We start from the raw sequence: 16943 nt of genomic DNA, 5'->3' as shown, positions 1-16943 counted from the left end.
GCCGAAGAGCGCGCTGACCTCGATGCTGCCGCGTCGCTCTCGCCTCTCGGTGGCCGTGTTCCTCATTCCCCCGCTGCTGCTCTACGGTGTGGCGGTCCTGCTGCCGATCCTGCAGTCGCTCGTCCTGAGCTTCTTCCGCTGGGACGGCATCACCGAGATGGGCTTCGTCGGCCTCGACAACTACGTCAAGATGCTCACGCGCGACGACGTGTTCTGGACGGCGTTCTCGAACGCGCTCGGCTACCTCGCGATCTGCCTCGTCCTGCAGCTCGGAGGCGCGCTGGCCGTCGCCGGGCTGTTGACGGCGCTCCCCCGGGCCCGCGAGCTGGTCAAGACGCTGTACCTGCTGCCCGCCGTGATCTCGACCGTGGCGATCGCCTTCCTCTTCCAGCGCATCTACTCGCTCGAGCCCGTCGGCCTGCTCAATCAGCTCCTCGCCTGGCTCGGCCTCGAACACCTGCAGACGGCCTGGCTCTCGAACGTGCAGACCGTGCTGGCCGCGGTGTCGATCCCTGAGGGCTGGCGCTTCACGGGGCTGTACATGCTCATCATCTACGCCGCCCTCATCGCGGTACCCAAAGATCTCGAAGAGGCAGCGAGACTCGACGGCGCATCCTGGTGGCAGGTGTTCTGGCGCATCCGGTTCCCCTACATCCGCCCGGTCTGGATCACGACCACGATCATGGCGACGACCTTCGCGCTGCGCGGCTTCGACATCCCCTACCTGCTCACCAACGGCGGTCCCGGCCAGTCGTCCGAACTGCTGACGACCTACATGTACAAGACCGCGTTCGTCCACACCGACTACGGCTACGCGAGCGCGATCTCGGTGTTCATCGTCGTCGAGTGCCTCATCGCCGTCGGCCTCATCTTCCTGCTCCTTCGTCGAAGGGACGACTCATGACCGCGCCAGTACTCACCGCCCCCGTTCGGTCGACCGAACCGGCGCCCCCTGTGACGCCGCGCCGTCGAACGACCTCCTCCGGTTCTTCCCGGGTGCGCGTCCAGAGAACCCTCCTCAGCGTCACGGTCGTGCTGATCGTGATCGTGCAGGTGTACCCGCTCCTGTGGCTGCTGCTCACCAGCTTCCGCACCGCCAGCGATTTCGCCGGCGGCAACCCGTTCGCGCTGCCGACCGAGTTCACCCTCGAGAACTACGCGCGAGCCTTCGCCTCGGGGAACCTGTGGCTCAACATCGTCAACAGCCTGATCGTCACCCTGGGGGCGAGCATCCTGATCGTGATGGCCGGCATGATGGCCGCGTTCGCGCTGCAGGTGCTCGGCTTCCGGTTCAGCGCTCTCGTCCGATCGCTGTTCCTGCTCGGCATCATCGTGCCGGTGCAGATCGCCCTGGTGCCGCTGTTCATCGACTACTCGCAGGTGGGACTGCTTGACACGCATCTGTCGATGATCATCCCGCTCGCCGCGTTCTCGCTCCCCATGGCGGTGTATCTGTTCTCGTCGTTCTACGAGTACATTCCGCGGGAGATGTACGAAGCCGCGTCCCTGGACGGGGCAGGGCCGTACCGCATCTTCGCGCAGATCACCTTCCCGCTATCGGTCAACACGATCATTACTGTGGTGCTCGTGAACAGCATCTTCATCTGGAACGACTTCATCTTCGCGAACACGTTCGTGCTCTCCGACGGATTGAAGACGATTCCGCTCGGCCTGCAGAACTACATCGGGGCGATGGGCAACACCGACTGGACGGCGACGTTCGCCGCAGTGTGCGTGACCGTGACGCCGCTGCTGCTGGTGTTCCTGGTGCTGAACAAAGCCATGATCAACGGACTCGAGAGTGGAGCGACCAAGGGATGAGTACCTCCGAGCACGGCAAGCACACGCCCTCGGTCACGATGCGCGACGTCGCGAAGGCCGCGGGAGTCTCGGTGGCGACGGTCTCGCACGTCGTGAACGACAAAGCAGGTGCCCGCATCGGCGCCGAGGCTCGCCGGCGCGTGCAGGAGGCGGTCGCGGCGCTCGGCTACCGGCAGAACGCGCTGGCGAAGACGCTCTCTCAGGGCACCTCGCGCTTCATCGGCCTCGTCGCAGACGCGATCGCCACGACCCCGTTCGCCGGCCAGATCATCCACGGTGCCCAGGACGAAGCGTGGAAGCACGGGTACGTGCTTCTGGTCGCCAACACCGACGGCAACACGGCGGTCGAGAACGACGCGATCGCGATGATGCTCGAGCACCAGGTGCACGGGATCCTCTATTCGACCTGGTACCACCGTGAGATCGTCGTGCCGGAGGCGCTGCACCAGACCGATGCGGTGCTCGTGGACTGCTTCGCCGACGGCAGCGGTCTGCGCTCCGTGGTCCCCGACGAGGAGCAGGGCGGACGCACCGCCACCGAGGAGCTGCTCGCCGCCGGCCACCGGAGGATCGCGTTCATCAACACGACGACGCCGTCGCCGGCCCAGTCCGGGCGGCTCGCCGGCTACCGGTCCGCACTGACGGCGGCAGGGGTCGGTTTCGACGAGTCGCTCGTCTTCCCCTCCGAGCCGGCGCAGGAGGGCGGGTACGCGGCGACGTCGCGCGTGCTGGCATCCGGCGCGACGGCCGTGTTCTGCCACAACGACCGGGTGGCGATGGGGCTCTACGACGGCCTGCGGGAGCACGGTCGACGCATCCCCGAGGACATCGCCGTGATGGGCTTCGACAATCAGGATGTGATCGCCGCGCACCTGCGCCCGCCGCTGTCGACCGTCGCCCTCCCGCACTACGAGCTCGGAGCCGCCGGCGTACGGGTGCTGCTGGGGATCGAGGAGCCGCCGGCTCCGTCGTTGCAGCTGCGTGTCGCGTGCCCCCCGATCCAGCGAGAGTCGATCTGAGGGACCCCATGTCTTCACCCATCACTGCGACGCGGACGATCGTGCCGCGTCCCGCGTTCCATTTCACGCCGCGACGGAACTGGATGAACGACCCCAACGGCCTCGTCCACGACCGGGGCGTCTGGCACCTCTACTTCCAGTACAACCCGTCGGGCTCGGACTGGGGCAACATGAGCTGGGGACACGCGACGAGCTCCGACCTGCAGCACTGGAGAGAGCATCCGGTCGCCCTGTCGCACCGGGACGGCGAGCAGATCTTCTCGGGATCGGTGGTCGCCACGACCGACGGAGACGAGACGTCGCTCACGGCGTTCTACACCAGCGCGTTCGACGACGATCACCAGGCCCAGTCGACCGCGAGCAGCCGCGACGGCGGATACACCTGGCTGCCCGACCCGGCGAATCCGATCCTGGACCGGGGCACGAGCGCGTTCCGCGACCCGAAGGTGGTCCGATTCGACGACCCGACGGGCCGATCCCGCTGGATCATGCTCACGGTCGAGGCCGATGATCGGCAGGTGCTCATCTACTCATCGACGGACCTCCGGTCCTGGAGTCTGCAGAGCACCTTCGGCCCCCTGGGCGATGCCGGTGTGGTGTGGGAGTGTCCCGACCTGGTGCTGCTCCCCCTCGACGGCGACCCGGACGACCTGCGCGGGGTCCTGCTGCTGAGCACGAACCCGGTGGGCGAGGATGCCGACGCGGACGGTTCGTCCATGCACTACATCGTCGGCGCATTCGACGGTGCCGTGTTCACACCCGACAGACCGGAGCTCGAGCGCCTCGACCATGGGCGCGACCTGTACGCGGGAGTGACCTTCGACAGCGCTCCCGGCGGCGAGGCGATCATGCTCGGCTGGATGAGCAACTGGAGGTACGCGCACGTCTTCCCCTCGGCGCCCTGGCGAGGGGCGATGTCGCTGCCACGCAGACTGAGCCTGCGGACGGTCGACGGCGCGGCTCGGCTCGTACAGGAGCCCGCGCCGTTCGTCGGTGAGCTGCTCGCGCAGGGGTCGGAGACGACGGTCGCGGACACGGCGCATCCGTCGACGATCATGCTCGGCACGCACGCGATCCTGCAGGCATCGTGGGATCCGGCATCGACCGGTGCCGTCCGGTTCGCCTTGTCGGGCGATGCGGATGCCACCGTCGAGCTCGACCACGATCCACGCGGCGGCGAGCTGCGCGTCACTCGGAGGGGGCGTGCGGCCGAGGCCGTGCATCAGGACTTCCCCTCGACGAGTGCCGTCCCTCTCGTCGGCACCTCCCCCGTCACGCTGCTGATGAGTCTCGACGGGCCTCTCCTGGAGGTCTTCGTCGGCGACGGCAGTGCGACGGCATCGAACCTCGTCGTCCTCGGCGACGGTCCGATCACACTGATCCTCACGACGGATCACGGCGGTCCGATCACGATGACGGTCGCCGACATCGAGAGCCCGGAGAGAATGACCGCATCCGCACGGGACGTGTCGGCCTGACCCGAACCGCCCGCTTCCTCTGACCAGATCCTCCTCCTGCCGTCTCACGATCCGGCGGTCGCATCGTCGCGCCCGTCGACCCCTGGAAAGGAACCGAAATGACCTATCCCCTCTCACGCCGCAGCGTCTTGCAAGGCGCCGGCGCTGGTGCGCTCGCGCTGTTCCTGGGCGGCGCTGCCCCTCTTGCCGCGCGCGCTCAGAGCCCGGCGGGCTCCCTGCGAGCGAACTATCACATGACGCCACCCGCGGGTTGGCTGTGCGACCCGCAGCGACCGGTCACCACCAACGGTGCGTACCAGCTGTACTACCTGCACTCCGGACAGAACAACGGACCAGGTGGCTGGGACCATGCGACCACCAGCGACGGTGTCGCCTTCACCCACCACGGCACGGTGATGCCGTTGCAGCCGGACTTCCCGGTGTGGTCGGGGTCCGCGGTCGTCGACACGGCGAACACCGCAGGATTCGGAGCAGGGGCGGTCGTGGCGCTCGCCACGCAGCCGACCGACGGCATCCGCAAGTTCCAGGAGCAGTACCTGTACTGGTCGACCGACGGAGGGTTCACGTTCACGGCACTCCCCGATCCGGTCATCGTCAACACCGATGGACGGGCTGCCTCGACACCGGCCGAGATCGAGAACGCGGAGTGGTTCCGCGACCCGAAGATCCACTGGGACACCGCGCGCAGCGAATGGGTCTGCGTGATCGGCAGGGCGCGATACGCGGCGTTCTACACATCGTCGAACCTGATCGACTGGGTGCTGCGCCGCAACTTCGACTATCCGAACCACGCGCTCGGCGGCATCGAATGCCCCGACCTGTTCGAGATGACGGCGAATGACGGCACCCGCCACTGGGTGCTCGGCGCGAGCATGGACGCCTATGGGGTGGGTCTGCCGATGACCTACGCCTATTGGACGGGCACGTGGGACGGCGAGGAGTTCCACGCCGACGACCTCACTCCGCAATGGCTCGACTGGGGCTGGGACTGGTACGCCGCCGTCACCTGGCCCTCCATCGACGCACCCGACACGAAGCGGCTCGCGATCGCGTGGATGAACAACTGGAAGTACGCTGCCCGCGACGTTCCCACGGATGCCTCCGACGGCTACAACGGCCAGAACTCGATCGTCCGCGAACTGCGTCTCGAGCACCAGAGCGGCGGCTGGTACTCACTCCTCAGCCGCCCCGTCGAGGCTCTGAGCAACTACGTCACAGCGACGACGACTCTCCCACCCCAGACCGTCGACGGCAGCGTCGTGCTGCCGTGGAGCGGACGCGCCTACGAGCTGGAGCTCGACATCGCGTGGGACGCCGCAGCGAACGTCGGCGTGTCGGTCGGGCGGTCGTCAGACGGCTCACGCCACACCAACATCGGCAAATACGGGGCGGAGCTCTACGTCGACCGGGGGCCCTCGGACCTCAGCGGATTCTCACTGGTGCCGTACACCAGAGCGGCAGCGCCGATCGACTCGAATGCTCGCTCCGTGCATCTGCGCATCTTCGTCGACACGCAGAGCGTCGAGGTCTTCGTCAATGCCGGGCACACCGTCATCTCGCAGCAGGTCCACTTCCGCGAGAGCGACACCGGTATCTCGCTGTACGCGGATGGCGGACCCGCGACCTTCTCCGGCATCACGATCCGCGAGTTCGGCACCCCGATCTGAGCCACTCACCCGCCCGCACGGCAGGTCCGCTCCTCATCGTCCTCACCTGGGAGTTCCACATGGTCCACTTCGAACCGCATACACCCCGACGGCCCGACATCCTCGTCGTCGGCGAGGCACTCGTCGACATCGTGCACCGTGCCGACGGCTCCGTCGACGAGCGGCCGGGTGGCAGCCCGGCGAACGTCGCCCTGACGCTCGGCCGGCTCGATCGCAGTCCGCGGCTGCTCACCGCGATCGGTGACGATGCCCACGGACGCCTGGTCCGCGCCTGGCTCGCCGAATCAGCGGTCATCCTCGAGGGCGCGGCGAGTGCCCGCACCTCGCTCGCGTCCGCGCATCTGGATGAGCAGGGTTCCGCGCGCTACGACTTCGCGATCACCTGGGAGATCGACACCGCCCGCACGAGGCGCGCCGACGCGCTGCACGTCGGCTCGATCGCGGCCGTGCTCGATCCCGGCGCGCACGCGGTCGCCGACCTCGTCGATACGCATCACCGACGTGCTCTCGTCAGCTACGACCCCAACGTCCGAGCGGGGCTCATCGACGACGAGGACGCAGTGCGGTCCCTGGTCGCTGCCCTGAGGACGCAGGCGGATGTCGTCAAGGCCAGCGACGACGACATCGCGTGGCTGCATCCCGGCGAGGATGTCGTCTCCGTCGCGCGGCGCTGGGCGGCCGAGGGTCCGGCACTGGTCGTCGTCACGCTCGGCGCACGGGGCGCGATCGCCGTGGTCCGCGGGGAGGTCCTGCGCGTTCCGGGCGTTCCGGTGGAACTCGTCGACACCGTCGGCGCCGGGGACACCTTCATGGGCACCCTGATCGATGGTCTGCTGCAGACGGGGGCGTATGGCGCCGAGGCTCGGCGCGTGCTCGCCGACCTGAGCACCGCCCGGATCGATTCGATTCTGCGGCGGAGCGCCGCGGCAGCGGCAGTGACGGTATCGCGACCGGGCGCCGACCCGCCCCGTCTGGCAGAGCTGGATCCCTGAGCCACGCCCGTGAGGGGTCACGACACGCCGTACGGCCGCGCGCGGTCGCGGCGTGTTCTGACCCCTCGCGCGGATGCTGCGCGATCAGACCTGCGCGGTGGCGAGCTCCTCGCGGACCAGGGCCGCGCCTGCGCTGAGCGCGGCCAGCTTGCCACGGGCGACGTCGCGCGACAGCGGGGCCATTCCGCAGTTCGTGCTCGCGATGAGCTTGTCGGCATCCACGAAATCGAGGGCGTTGCGCAGAGTCTCGGCGACCTGCTCCGGCGTCTCGATCGTGTCGCTCGCCACGTCGATGGCACCGAGCATGACCTTCTTGCCGCGGATGAGCTCGAGCAGGTCCAGTGGCACGTGGGAGTTGCGGCTCTCCAGCGAGATGACGTCGATCGCGGACCGCTGCAGCAGCGGGAACGACTCCTCGTACTGGCGCCACTCCGACCCGAGCGTCGCCTTCCAGTCGGTGTTCGCTTTGATGCCGTAGCCGTAACAGATGTGCACGACGGTCTCGGCGCGCAGCCCCTCCGCCGCACGCTCCAGCGCCGCCACTCCCCAGTCCTTCACCTCGTCGAAGAAGACGTTGAAGGAGGGCTCGTCGAACTGGATGACGTCGACGCCGGCAGCTTCGAGCTCGCGCGCCTCCTGGTTGAGGATCGTCGCGAACTCCCACGCCAGCTTCTCACGGCTCTTGTAGTGACGGTCGGCGAGGGTGTCGATCATCGTCATCGGACCGGGAAGCGCCCACTTGATCGGCTGGTCGGTCTGCTGACGCAGATACTTCGCGTCTTCCACGAACACCGGCTTCTGGCGGCTCACCGCGCCGACGACCGTCGGCACACTGGCGTCGTAGCGGTTGCGGATGCGCACGGTCTCGCGCTGGTCGAAGTCGACACCGTCGAGGTGCTCGATGAACGTCGTCACGAAGTGCTGCCGCGTCTGCTCGCCGTCGCTGATGACGTCGAGGCCCGCCTGGCGCTGATCCTCGACCGCGAGGCGCAGAGCATCCTGTTTGCCCTCGAACAGGGTGTCGTCCGACAGCCTCCACGGAGACCAGAGGGTTTCCGGCTGCGCGAGCCACGACGGCTTCGGAAGGCTGCCGACGATCGATGTGGGGAGAAGCGTGCTCATGATCGTGGTTCTCTGCGCTCAGGCGACCGCGGTCGCGTAGTCGGCGTCGGCCTCGGCGGCGTAGCCGGCAGCCCAGCGGTCGAGCACGTCCTGATGCGGGGTGATGAAGTGCTCCTGCGTGAACTTCCCCTGCGCGCTCGCGAGCTGGCTCCGTTCGACACGGTCGTAGGCGATCTGCGTCGACGAGAAGTTCTGCTGGTCGAGGGTCGGCCGGTAGACGTGCGCCGCCACCGCGTTCGCGTTGTAGATCTCGGGACGGTAGATCTTCTGGAACGTCTCCATCGTGCTGATGGTGCCGGCCAGCTGCAGGTTCGAGTAGTCGTTCAGCAGGTCGCCCTGGAAGTAGAACGCGAGCGGCGCCACGCTTCCGGGAGGCATGAAGTAGCGCACGCTCAGCCCCATCTTGCCGAAGTACTCATCGGTGAGGGAGTAGTCGTTCTGCTGGTACTCGACGCCGAGGATCGGGTGATGGTTGGCCGTGCGTTGGTACTCCTTGCTCGTCGAGACGCTGATGCAGATGACGGGCGAGGTGGTGAACCGCTCCCGGTACGCATCGGAGGCGAGGAAGTGCTGGAAAAGCTTGCCGTGCAGCACGCCGAACTCGTCGGGCAGCGTGAACTTTCCGGCAGCCTCGGTGACCGCCGGCAGCAGCACACTGAAGTCGTAGTCGCGCACGTAGGACGAGAAGTTGTTGCCGACGATGCCCTGGTGGCGCACGCCGGTCTTCCGGTCGACGATCGTGATGTCGAGCACCTCGAGCAGCGGGAACTCCTTGTCCTCGTCGCCCGCGGTGAACTCGAGCTCGACCGAGACGATCTCGAGCTCGACGCCGTAGCGGTCCTGGGTCGGGTTGTCCCAGTGCGCCAGAGAGTTGAAGCGGCGCTCGATCATCGTCAGGGCGTTGCGCAGGTTCTGCTGGCGGTGCTCTCCGCGGGCCAGGTTGGCGAAGTTCGTGGTGATGCGCGAGTTCTCGGAGGGCGCGTAGTCCTCGTCGAAGCGGGTGGTGGAGATGCTGAACGTGAATTCGTTCGCCATGAGCGGCCCATCTGGTTGCTGTGATCGGCCGGAGTCGGCCGCGGGGAAGTCTGTGTCTCCATCGTGCAGCCGTTCGGCAGATATCGGGTAAGTCGTCACAGCTATGCGTTCCTATAGTCTGTGACTATGGCACGTGGATCGAACAGCATCACCCTTCAGCAGCTCGTCTATTTCATCGAGGTGGCCGCGGAGGGATCGATCAGCGCGGCGGCCGATCTGCTCTACGTCGCCCAGCCCACCATGTCGGCGGCGATGAAGGACCTCGAGGCGCGGGTCGGACGCACGCTCTTCCTCCGCTCCGCCCGCGGAGTGACGCTCACCGCCGATGGGGCCGAGTTCCTCGGCTACGCGCGACAGGTCACCGAGCAGGTCGAACTGCTCGAACAGCGCTACCTCGGGCGGCCACCCTCGCGGCGCCTGCTCGGCGTCTCTGCCCAGCACTACTCCTTCGTCGTCGACGCATTCGTGCGCATGGTCAAGGGCAGCAATGCGGCCGAGTACGAGTTCTCACTGCGCGAGACGCGCACCTGGGACATCATCGAGGATGTCCGCACGCTGCGCAGCGAGCTCGGCATCCTCTACCGGAACGACTTCAACAGGAATGTCATCGACAAGCTCCTGCGAGATTCAGGGCTCGCGTTCCATCCGCTCTTCCTCGCCGACCCGCACATCTTCATCTCCCGGAAGAACCCGCTCGCCTCGCGCGATCACGTCACGCTCGACGATCTCGCCGATCTGCCGCGACTCACCTTCGACCAGGGCGCGAACAACTCGTTCTACTTCGCCGAGGAGATCCTCTCCACGCTGTCGAGCAAGCAGGAGATCAGGGTCGCGGACCGCGCCACCATCTTCAACCTCATGATCGGACTCGACGGCTACACGATCTCGACCGGAATCATCAGCGACGACCTCGACCCCGAGATCGTCGCGATCCCGCTCGACATCGACGAGCGGATCGAGATCGGCTGGATCGACCACTCCTCCATCCCGCTCACCGAACAGGCCCAGCGCTACCTTGAGGAGTTGCGCGCCGTGGTGGCCGGGTTCGGGGTGGAGTTGCTCGGGTAACTTCGCGCCGTGAGGGGTCAGGACACGCCGCGACTCCGCCCTCGAGCACGGCGTGTCATGACCCCTCAGGGATGGAGCGGCAACGCAGAAACGGCACCCACCGAAGTGGATGCCGTTTCTGGATCTGTGCGCCCGAAGGGACTCGAACCCCTAACCTTCTGATCGCTTAGGGGCGAAATAGACCGGAATCGAGCGTGACGCTCCGTGATCGTGTCGGGCAGTAACTCCAGGTCAGAAGCCTGATTCTAGAAAATGGCCGTTACGTCCACTTCCGCACCTTCTCGAAGTCATCCTGACTGAATCCTGACTGGAGCGGATGCGGCTACCCATGCCGTGAGACGCCTAGATGGTGCACCTGTGCATGAAATCATGTGCCACTCAGGGCATGTCTCGGTGGCGCAGAGCCGCCCATTTAGGCCCGCGCGTTTCGCTCGATAGTGAAGAGCATGATGACTCACCGCGAAGCAGTAGCCGAACTCGAAGACCTCCGATTGTCACAGGAGGACCGAGAGCGGATCAGGGGCATGCTGACCCGCTCTGCTCGTCGCAAAGACGACTTGACCCGCCGACCTGCCATCGAGGAGGCCCGCGAGTTGGATGCCGTCTACCGCGCCGGTCTCAGGGTGAAGTACGGAACCCTCATCGAGCGCGCCAGGTCCGCGATGCTGACCGATACCGCCTACGCCGTGGCGCTCGCTGAATCAGCGGCGGCGAATGAGCGCCGTATCGAGTTCCGCGCCGATCCCGCACAGCAGGAAGCCCACGCCCTCCGCCTACACGCGCAGGGTGCAGGACTGGATGAGATTCGACGCGCTACCCGCATGGGGAAGGACCGACTCATCGAGCTACTCAGGGATGCCCCCAGCAAGCCCCAGAAGGCTCCTCAGCGCGTCGAGCGAGCGCAGGCCGACAACCACACGCGGCGACCGGTGACGGTGCGCTACGTCGAGCCGACCAAGGCACTCGACGGCGAGCAGGTCGCACCCGGTCAGCACGGCACTCTGCCGATGTACACCAATAGGAAATGTCGATGTGACCTCTGCCGAGCCACCGCCACCGAGTACGCGCGCCAACGTCGTGAGCGCAAGCGTTCTGCGAATTCACCCAAGTAACACGTAAACATGAATGACCCCGCCTGCCGGACAGCGAAGCGGGGTCATAGGAGATGAAGCAATGACAATTCTACAGGATTCCTCTACTCATGAGGCTAATGTTCCTGATCCTTCTCTTGGTGTGCAACAACTAACACTATCCATAAGAGAAGAGGATGAGGCGTGGGAGAAGCTGGCCGAACAGGTCGAGCACAGCCGCCGACGGAACACGAACTTCACTACGAAGCCTCTGAAGTACGACCCCAAGCTCAGCTTGGCTCAGAACTACTTCAGAATCCTTTTCCAGAAACTCATTAAGGCAGGAATGCGCGAGTTGGGTAAGGGGTGCACCCATGATTATCTGAGGTACCACTTGTGGGGCGATGTCTATAAGGATGCTCAGCGCGAGGCGATGGCCGAATGCGGGATCACCGAGTACACCGGCGACTACCTCTCATCGGAAGCCCTGTACCAGTGCACGCGCGCCGCAGAGAAGTGCATCGAGAACTTCAGCGCCGAGACGTACCGGCAGAAGCAGGAGCGCGGGCGCAAGGGCGGGCTGGCGTACTGCACCTACACCCTGGAGGACTTTCTAGAAACTCAGGGGATGGCAGCGAAGCAAGCCGCCGAGCACCTGGGGATCAAGGTCAGGAACGTCCACAACATGCGCAAGCGTTACAAGAACATCAACACAGAAACAGGTGAGGTCACATGACCAGCAACAACTGGCCAGCGACGGCGAAGCATAGAGCCTACGGGACGGCGCTCGAAGACCAGCTCGACGAACCGGAATCGTCGTGGCACTCGATGACCGTCACCGAGGCATCGCGTCGCATTGACGAACTGGTAACTCTAAAGCAGCTTAGGCAAATCGTGAATGCCCTCTCAGAAGCCACAGAAGCCCCGTAGAGCGCCTGACGCGCATTGTCAGGTAGCCGTGGACGTGGATTCAATTACAGGCCCGCAGATAGCGTTGACTATTTCTGGATAACGCCCGTTCCTTCTCGAAAGAATACCGAGAATGGAGGTACATCTCGAAAGTGACGCGTACGAGTCAAAACGTTCGATAGTAGCTATAGGGAAGCAGAGCGGTAACGGTATCCGGCTCGTCTAATCCTTCACCGGATACTGCACGAAAGCTTCAGATTCTCTGCTTCCCCTACATATCACTAGGAAGTACACCCAATGAGCAGAACCGGCAGACCCTCCACAGTGGAGACACATCCTGCCCGAGCGCGCATTGAAGCGGCTTTGGATGCCGGTGAGACGTACGAGTCCATTCGTACGTGGACAGGCTTGAGCTTGAGTGCTCTAAGTCGCTTTGCAATCTCTCGAAAGTCAGACCTCGCGAAGCTCGCGGAGGATGAGCCGAGCACCACAGACGTGATCGTGCGTGCGGTGCAGATCGCGGACGACGCCCGCGACCTCCGCCAGCGCTCCCGCCATGCCACGCCGGTGGCCCGAGCCAGGGCGATCAAGGTTGAGAGCGAGGCACTATCGGTGCTCATCAATCATCTGGGCATTGACGATACCGCCGCCGAGCGTGTGTTCGAGGAGGCCATGGAGCTTGTCGCGGCACTTGGCGAGTTCGCGAAGCGTGACCCAGAGGCGGCTCGCTCCCTCCTCCGTACTATGGCGGCGCATCCGCGCCTGTCAGAACTGAAGGACGCCTTGCGCGTCGTAGTTGGAGATAAGAAGAATGACTGACAAGAGCATCACCATTCACGCCAGGAGCACGGGGCTAACCGTCCCGCAAATCACCGAAGCGGGAGACGCCGCCCCCGGCATCGTCCTCTATCAGGGCCAGACAATTACCCTGACCCCAGCACAGGTGGACGCCACTCGCGACCGGCTAGGCAGGACATGGCTCGACCTCACCGCCGACGAGCAGGTACAGCGATGGGGGATGCAGAAGTTCGCTGGGGGACCGGCACCCGAGGGAATGGGCATCGGTGAAGATGACGACGCCGTATGGTTCAAGCGCGCGATCACGGCGCTCGACGCCGCGAAGAAGATTACGAATCCCGCCGAGCGCAAGGCCGCATTGCAGGCCGTGAACGTCGAGTGCGGCAAGTACCTTCTCGACCTGCATCAGGAATCCCGATGAGCGCCGTCACGCTGAAGACGGATAGCGCCATGCTCGCCCTTCTCGATGTCCTGCAAGACATCCACGACGGGAAGCTCACCGTCACTGTCGGGACCGCCGACGACATCCACCGTGCTCTACGCCGACTCTCTGAGATTGGAAACCAAGAATGACTGACGACGACGCAATGCTCAGGGCCGTGATCGCATCCAACCGAGATGCAGAACGCGCCGCCATCGAGGAAGCTAAGCAGTTCTTCACGTGGACTGAGGCGGACATCGCCAAGGCCCTCGATCCGAACAACCGAGAAGTGCGCCGCCTGACCTCCGCACCGGCACAGAATCCCGAGGTCGAGCGGCTGGCAGGGTTGCTAGGCGATTTGCTCGACAAGTAGAAAACCTCTGCGCGCGTCTTCTGTCAGCCCGCGCAGGCCCGAGCGGGATTGGTACCCCGCTCACCCGTCGTCCTCGCCTACAGGGAGGGACGACGACCTCCACAGCCCTCCCGGCTCTACTTCGTCAAGGTCCGTCGGGAGGGCTGTCCTACCCCGTCTCAGAACCATGACTTTGAAACACCCGTTACACCCGATGGGAAGTTGTACGGATAGACCCGATTCACTGTCTCTAAAGCTGTATCTGTGACTTGTCTCAGAATACTGTAACAGATACAGTGTGAGACATGACAACCTCGAAGCGCTTTGGATACATCCGAGTCTCGACCGTGGCCCAGGATTTGGGCCGACAGCAAGACGCACTGACCGCCGACGGGATCGACGCCGCCGACGTGTTCAGCGACAGGATCAGCGGCACCCGAACCTCACGCCCCGGCCTGGATGATCTTCTCTCTCGCGTACGCCCCGGCGACTCGATCACGGTTCACAGCCTGGACCGATTGGGTAGGAGCGCCCTGCACGTCTTCCAGACGATTGCAGACCTCGAAGAACGTGGCGTGACGGTCCACAGCCTCAAGGAGTCTGAGGCGGCTCTCACGGGCGCTACTGGCGAGTTCGTGCGTAAGCTCATGGTGCTCGTCGCAGAGCTTGAGCGGAACATGAACGCCGAGCGCGTGGCAGAAGCTAGGGCCGCTCGCGCCGCCCGCGCTCAGTCCGGTGAGCAGATCGCGGGACGACCCCGTACCGCGCTCTCCCCGTCGAAGGTGGCTGAAGTCCAGAAACTCAAGGCCAAGGGCCGCACGCCCTCCGAGATTGTCAAGCTGGCGGGTGTGAGCCGTGCGAGCGTGTACCGCGCTCTGAGCACCACGTGACGGATCAAGAACCCGGCGTAGTCTCCCGCGAGTGTGCGCTGTCGGCCCCGTGAATGAGGTCCTCACGAAGTACAATTCACTCCAGCAGAGGTCCAATGGAGTTGACTGGCACGGATGAATTGACGCAGGCTGAGCAGTCGAGGTTCATCGTCAACGTTGCTGACTTGCAGAGAGCAAGTAGGAGCACGCGACTCCTAACTCTTACTTGGTTTCTGCGTCAGTAGATCCATCAACTCTTGGTCGATGGCCCGTATCTCTAGGCCGATCTGCTTGTCACGAGTCCTGGCTCGCTCGCTCTCGGCGTGCATACTGGCTTCTTCCGGAGTCATCCGTCGAATGATGCTCGAAACGGCGAAGTTGCTATCAAGACCGATTCGGATGAATGGCTGCAGACCTGCTCGCTCGACCTCCAAAGAATCGCGTTTGGCTGAGAGGTCGCTCCGCCGGTTCTCGCCCGATGAAGATCTTCCTACTACGACCACCGAAGCTTTCGATTCCTGCTTAAGGTTGTACCGCCACACTGCAAGCCCTGCGAGAACGATCGCAAGACCTGCTGTTGCTGCAACGATGCCCACCATACGCGCAGCGAACTCGAACTCCCCGACGAACGATGCGAATGATCCTCCGAATACCGCGAGACCGGGAAAGAAGACTGACAAGCCGAAGGTGAACCACTCCTTCGCCGTACCGAACTTCCCTGTCATAGTTTGATTCTAGTGAGGCGTCCTAGTCGGTCCTCACATCGAACGACGGAGGGAACCAGACATGGAACTGAGCAACCACGACGAGATCATCACCGCGATCCATGACCTCGCGGAGGTCCACGTCTCTTTCCGCTCGAAAGAAGATGGCGGAGCGATCTTGACACGTCGGTGCGCACCAATGGACTTCGCTCCGAGAGCGCGCGCCAACGACAAAACGCCGTGCTATCACTTCTGGGATTTCGAGAGCGACAGTCCTCGTAACCACGTGCTCTCTCTACCCGCAAGCCAGATCCTGAGTGTGAGGGTCCTCAATTCGACCTTCGATCCCTCTGCGTTCGTCACCTGGACGCCGAACTGGTTCGTGACGCGCAGCACCTGGGGCAGCTATAACTGACCCTCCCAAGCGGAGGCCCCTGTCGGAGCATGAGGCCTCGGCGCGAGCGCGCGGCCCGAACCTCGCACCGCCGATGGGATGCCCCTCTTCGTCTTAGGTCCCCAATAGTCTGCCTACGTGACTGACAAAAAGGACGGCGGCATCCGTCGAGGCTTCATCATTCTGTGGACCCTCGTGGGACTTCTCTTGCTTGCGACAGCAACCTGGCTCGCAGACGGATGGAGCGACAGCAAGTTCTGGTCGTCTGTTCTGGTGAATCTCGGCACCACCATCTTCCTCGCCGGATTCCTGGTCTGGCTGGAACGTCGGCTCGTGGCAACGACCCGCACCGTAGCTAAAGAGGCTGCAACTGAAGCAGCGTCGGCGGCAGCCACCGTCGCGGCAGAGGAAGCAACGAAAGTGCTCACTGCGCGACTTGATGCTATCCAGGATCGTTTCGAGGAACAGCTCGCGGATCAGGTAGCGCACGAAGATTCCGCCGTTTCAGCACTGTCCGGCGATATATCGTACGGAAACGTCATGAACGCCCTGATGACAGCAAGACAACTGGGAGTGGTCGACTACGAACTGTTGGTCACTGCGGGCGAAGCAATTGATGCTCCCGTGGTCAGTGTCGGACTCAAGACTTACCAACAACAGGACTATCTAGGTGGGTACGACGAACCGGTGATCGTCGGCCTCAAGCTCTCAGTCGATACCCAACTCCTCGGCACGGCCTACGTCGTCGAGGCCAACTGGGACGAGGCCGACGATCCGATCGAGGTCTTCGCCCGCCTGAGGTCTGAAATGGTGCGCGTTGGCTACGGGCCTGAAGCCCGTGGGTTGAACCTCGACCGGATGTTCCGGCTCTTCAAACTCGGCCTCGAGGAGGGCATGGCGGGTCGGCGTGGCGATGACGGCTCCTGGCGAAGCAGAGGCAAGCTGCTCGACGTAATCTCCGACGATTGGGTCGTATCCGAACTTGGCGTCGAGCATCGCGAACATGGCATCGTCGTTGACGCCCCAGTTCTTTCTGCGAGGAGCAGCGTCCAGAATCCATACGTAGCGCCACCGGTGCCTGAATGGGCAGAGGGCGCAGCCTGGAAGCTAGCGATCGGTAGGGGGCGCGAGCGGCTTGAAGCGCGCTCGTTCTTCTGAGCGGCGCTCCCCTGCTGTGATATATCCCTTCGCTAGGCTGGTTTCACAGCACGGGAGGGAAGTGTC

Annotated in this window: 20 protein-coding genes; 17 read left to right on the top strand and 3 right to left on the bottom strand. The window is 64.2% G+C overall.

The genetic code is table 11. The annotated features are described in order from the left end of the window. Nucleotides 1-22: 22 nt before the first annotated feature. From KZC51_RS06075 to KZC51_RS06050, 6 genes are all read left to right on the top strand, one after another. Entirely contained in the window at nucleotides 23-904 is an 882-nt protein-coding gene (locus tag KZC51_RS06075; protein WP_247630596.1) for a carbohydrate ABC transporter permease, read from the top strand. Further along, nucleotides 901-1821 carry a carbohydrate ABC transporter permease gene (locus KZC51_RS06070; RefSeq protein WP_372491755.1) on the top strand — a complete coding sequence of 307 codons (921 nt, stop codon included), beginning with the start codon at nucleotides 901-903 and terminating at the stop codon, nucleotides 1819-1821. Before KZC51_RS06075 ends, KZC51_RS06070 begins: the two co-directional genes overlap by 4 nt. Further along, nucleotides 1818-2840, top strand: a complete 1023-nt coding sequence (locus tag KZC51_RS06065; protein WP_247629111.1) for a LacI family DNA-binding transcriptional regulator — start codon at nucleotides 1818-1820, stop codon at nucleotides 2838-2840. Before KZC51_RS06070 ends, KZC51_RS06065 begins: the two co-directional genes overlap by 4 nt. An 8-nt stretch (nucleotides 2841-2848) precedes the next feature. Further along, a complete protein-coding gene (locus tag KZC51_RS06060; protein WP_247629110.1) occupies nucleotides 2849-4318 on the top strand; it encodes a glycoside hydrolase family 32 protein in 1470 nt (489 codons plus the stop codon). A gap of 98 nt (nucleotides 4319-4416) precedes the next feature. Then, on the top strand, nucleotides 4417-5985 hold the full coding sequence (locus KZC51_RS06055; protein WP_247629109.1) for a glycoside hydrolase family 32 protein: 1569 nt from the start codon (nucleotides 4417-4419) through the stop codon (nucleotides 5983-5985). A 59-nt stretch (nucleotides 5986-6044) separates the two neighbouring features. Beyond that, complete coding sequence (locus KZC51_RS06050) at nucleotides 6045-6977, top strand: carbohydrate kinase family protein (RefSeq protein WP_247629108.1); 933 nt, start codon at nucleotides 6045-6047, stop codon at nucleotides 6975-6977. A gap of 84 nt (nucleotides 6978-7061) precedes the next feature. Here KZC51_RS06050 and KZC51_RS06045 read toward each other — a convergent pair whose 3' ends face one another. Together KZC51_RS06045 and KZC51_RS06040 are read right to left on the bottom strand one after the other, a co-directional pair. Next, entirely contained in the window at nucleotides 7062-8099 is a 1038-nt protein-coding gene (locus KZC51_RS06045) for a methionine synthase (protein ID WP_247629107.1), read from the bottom strand. An 18-nt stretch (nucleotides 8100-8117) separates the two neighbouring features. Further along, nucleotides 8118-9134, bottom strand: coding sequence for a DUF1852 domain-containing protein (locus tag KZC51_RS06040; protein ID WP_247629106.1), 1017 nt, complete (start codon nucleotides 9132-9134; stop codon nucleotides 8118-8120). Between the two features lie 126 nt (nucleotides 9135-9260). Here KZC51_RS06040 and KZC51_RS06035 point away from each other — a divergent pair, with 126 nt between their 5' ends. The 9 genes from KZC51_RS06035 to KZC51_RS05995 all read left to right on the top strand — a co-directional run bounded on the left by KZC51_RS06035 (nucleotide 9261) and on the right by KZC51_RS05995 (nucleotide 14642). Next, a complete protein-coding gene (locus KZC51_RS06035; protein WP_247629105.1) occupies nucleotides 9261-10202 on the top strand; it encodes a LysR family transcriptional regulator in 942 nt (313 codons plus the stop codon). Between the two features lie 557 nt (nucleotides 10203-10759). Further along, complete coding sequence (locus KZC51_RS06030; protein ID WP_247629104.1) at nucleotides 10760-11314, top strand: hypothetical protein; 555 nt, start codon at nucleotides 10760-10762, stop codon at nucleotides 11312-11314. A 61-nt stretch (nucleotides 11315-11375) separates the two neighbouring features. Continuing rightward, the gene (locus tag KZC51_RS06025; RefSeq protein ID WP_247629103.1) at nucleotides 11376-12008 is read left to right on the top strand and encodes a hypothetical protein; all 633 of its coding nucleotides are present in this window, start codon (nucleotides 11376-11378) and stop codon (nucleotides 12006-12008) included. Next, nucleotides 12005-12202 carry a hypothetical protein gene (locus KZC51_RS06020; protein ID WP_247629102.1) on the top strand — a complete coding sequence of 66 codons (198 nt, stop codon included), beginning with the start codon at nucleotides 12005-12007 and terminating at the stop codon, nucleotides 12200-12202. Before KZC51_RS06025 ends, KZC51_RS06020 begins: the two co-directional genes overlap by 4 nt. Nucleotides 12203-12478: 276 nt before the next feature. Next, nucleotides 12479-13000 carry a hypothetical protein gene (locus KZC51_RS06015; protein ID WP_247629101.1) on the top strand — a complete coding sequence of 174 codons (522 nt, stop codon included), beginning with the start codon at nucleotides 12479-12481 and terminating at the stop codon, nucleotides 12998-13000. After that, on the top strand, nucleotides 12993-13400 hold the full coding sequence (locus tag KZC51_RS06010) for a hypothetical protein (RefSeq protein WP_247629100.1): 408 nt from the start codon (nucleotides 12993-12995) through the stop codon (nucleotides 13398-13400). The genes KZC51_RS06015 and KZC51_RS06010 overlap by 8 nt, the downstream gene beginning before the upstream one ends. Next, on the top strand, nucleotides 13397-13552 hold the full coding sequence (locus KZC51_RS06005) for a hypothetical protein (RefSeq protein ID WP_247629099.1): 156 nt from the start codon (nucleotides 13397-13399) through the stop codon (nucleotides 13550-13552). The genes KZC51_RS06010 and KZC51_RS06005 overlap by 4 nt, the downstream gene beginning before the upstream one ends. Beyond that, nucleotides 13549-13773 carry a hypothetical protein gene (locus tag KZC51_RS06000; protein ID WP_247629098.1) on the top strand — a complete coding sequence of 75 codons (225 nt, stop codon included), beginning with the start codon at nucleotides 13549-13551 and terminating at the stop codon, nucleotides 13771-13773. The genes KZC51_RS06005 and KZC51_RS06000 overlap by 4 nt, the downstream gene beginning before the upstream one ends. Before the next feature lie 284 nt (nucleotides 13774-14057). Next, nucleotides 14058-14642 (top strand): recombinase family protein, encoded by a 585-nt coding sequence (locus tag KZC51_RS05995; RefSeq protein ID WP_247629097.1) that lies wholly within the window; start codon nucleotides 14058-14060, stop codon nucleotides 14640-14642. A 194-nt stretch (nucleotides 14643-14836) separates the two neighbouring features. Here the strand turns inward: KZC51_RS05995 and KZC51_RS05990 are convergent, their stop codons facing one another. Beyond that, nucleotides 14837-15346 (bottom strand): hypothetical protein, encoded by a 510-nt coding sequence (locus KZC51_RS05990; RefSeq protein WP_247629096.1) that lies wholly within the window; start codon nucleotides 15344-15346, stop codon nucleotides 14837-14839. A gap of 61 nt (nucleotides 15347-15407) precedes the next feature. On the opposite strand from KZC51_RS05990, the gene KZC51_RS05985 reads away from it, so the two are divergent. Both KZC51_RS05985 and KZC51_RS05980 read left to right on the top strand, forming a co-directional pair. Further along, nucleotides 15408-15740: a hypothetical protein gene (locus tag KZC51_RS05985; RefSeq protein ID WP_247629095.1), complete on the top strand. Its 333-nt coding sequence runs from the start codon at nucleotides 15408-15410 to the stop codon at nucleotides 15738-15740. A gap of 117 nt (nucleotides 15741-15857) precedes the next feature. Further along, on the top strand, nucleotides 15858-16877 hold the full coding sequence (locus KZC51_RS05980; RefSeq protein WP_247629094.1) for a hypothetical protein: 1020 nt from the start codon (nucleotides 15858-15860) through the stop codon (nucleotides 16875-16877). Nucleotides 16878-16943: the final 66 nt, after the last annotated feature.

The sequence above is a fragment of the Microbacterium croceum genome, assembly GCF_023091245.1.
GTDB classification, from domain to species: Bacteria; Actinomycetota; Actinomycetes; order Actinomycetales; family Microbacteriaceae; genus Microbacterium; species Microbacterium croceum.
Note: the sequence above shows the minus strand (reverse complement) of the source record. Positions and strands in the feature narration are given on the sequence as shown.

Coding starts and splice junctions, on each gene's coding strand:
- KZC51_RS05995 (WP_247629097.1), top strand. CDS start 14,058: ATGACAACCTCGAAGCGCTTTGGATACATCCGAGTCTCGACCGTGGCC.
- KZC51_RS06025 (WP_247629103.1), top strand. CDS start 11,376: ATGACAATTCTACAGGATTCCTCTACTCATGAGGCTAATGTTCCTGAT.
- KZC51_RS06050 (WP_247629108.1), top strand. CDS start 6,045: ATGGTCCACTTCGAACCGCATACACCCCGACGGCCCGACATCCTCGTC.
- KZC51_RS06010 (WP_247629100.1), top strand. CDS start 12,993: ATGACTGACAAGAGCATCACCATTCACGCCAGGAGCACGGGGCTAACC.
- KZC51_RS06040 (WP_247629106.1), bottom strand. CDS start 9,134: ATGGCGAACGAATTCACGTTCAGCATCTCCACCACCCGCTTCGACGAG.
- KZC51_RS05985 (WP_247629095.1), top strand. CDS start 15,408: ATGGAACTGAGCAACCACGACGAGATCATCACCGCGATCCATGACCTC.
- KZC51_RS06045 (WP_247629107.1), bottom strand. CDS start 8,099: ATGAGCACGCTTCTCCCCACATCGATCGTCGGCAGCCTTCCGAAGCCG.
- KZC51_RS06020 (WP_247629102.1), top strand. CDS start 12,005: ATGACCAGCAACAACTGGCCAGCGACGGCGAAGCATAGAGCCTACGGG.
- KZC51_RS06015 (WP_247629101.1), top strand. CDS start 12,479: ATGAGCAGAACCGGCAGACCCTCCACAGTGGAGACACATCCTGCCCGA.
- KZC51_RS05990 (WP_247629096.1), bottom strand. CDS start 15,346: ATGACAGGGAAGTTCGGTACGGCGAAGGAGTGGTTCACCTTCGGCTTG.
- KZC51_RS06075 (WP_247630596.1), top strand. CDS start 23: ATGCTGCCGCGTCGCTCTCGCCTCTCGGTGGCCGTGTTCCTCATTCCC.
- KZC51_RS06005 (WP_247629099.1), top strand. CDS start 13,397: ATGAGCGCCGTCACGCTGAAGACGGATAGCGCCATGCTCGCCCTTCTC.
- KZC51_RS06060 (WP_247629110.1), top strand. CDS start 2,849: ATGTCTTCACCCATCACTGCGACGCGGACGATCGTGCCGCGTCCCGCG.
- KZC51_RS06055 (WP_247629109.1), top strand. CDS start 4,417: ATGACCTATCCCCTCTCACGCCGCAGCGTCTTGCAAGGCGCCGGCGCT.
- KZC51_RS06035 (WP_247629105.1), top strand. CDS start 9,261: ATGGCACGTGGATCGAACAGCATCACCCTTCAGCAGCTCGTCTATTTC.
- KZC51_RS06070 (WP_372491755.1), top strand. CDS start 901: ATGACCGCGCCAGTACTCACCGCCCCCGTTCGGTCGACCGAACCGGCG.
- KZC51_RS06065 (WP_247629111.1), top strand. CDS start 1,818: ATGAGTACCTCCGAGCACGGCAAGCACACGCCCTCGGTCACGATGCGC.
- KZC51_RS06000 (WP_247629098.1), top strand. CDS start 13,549: ATGACTGACGACGACGCAATGCTCAGGGCCGTGATCGCATCCAACCGA.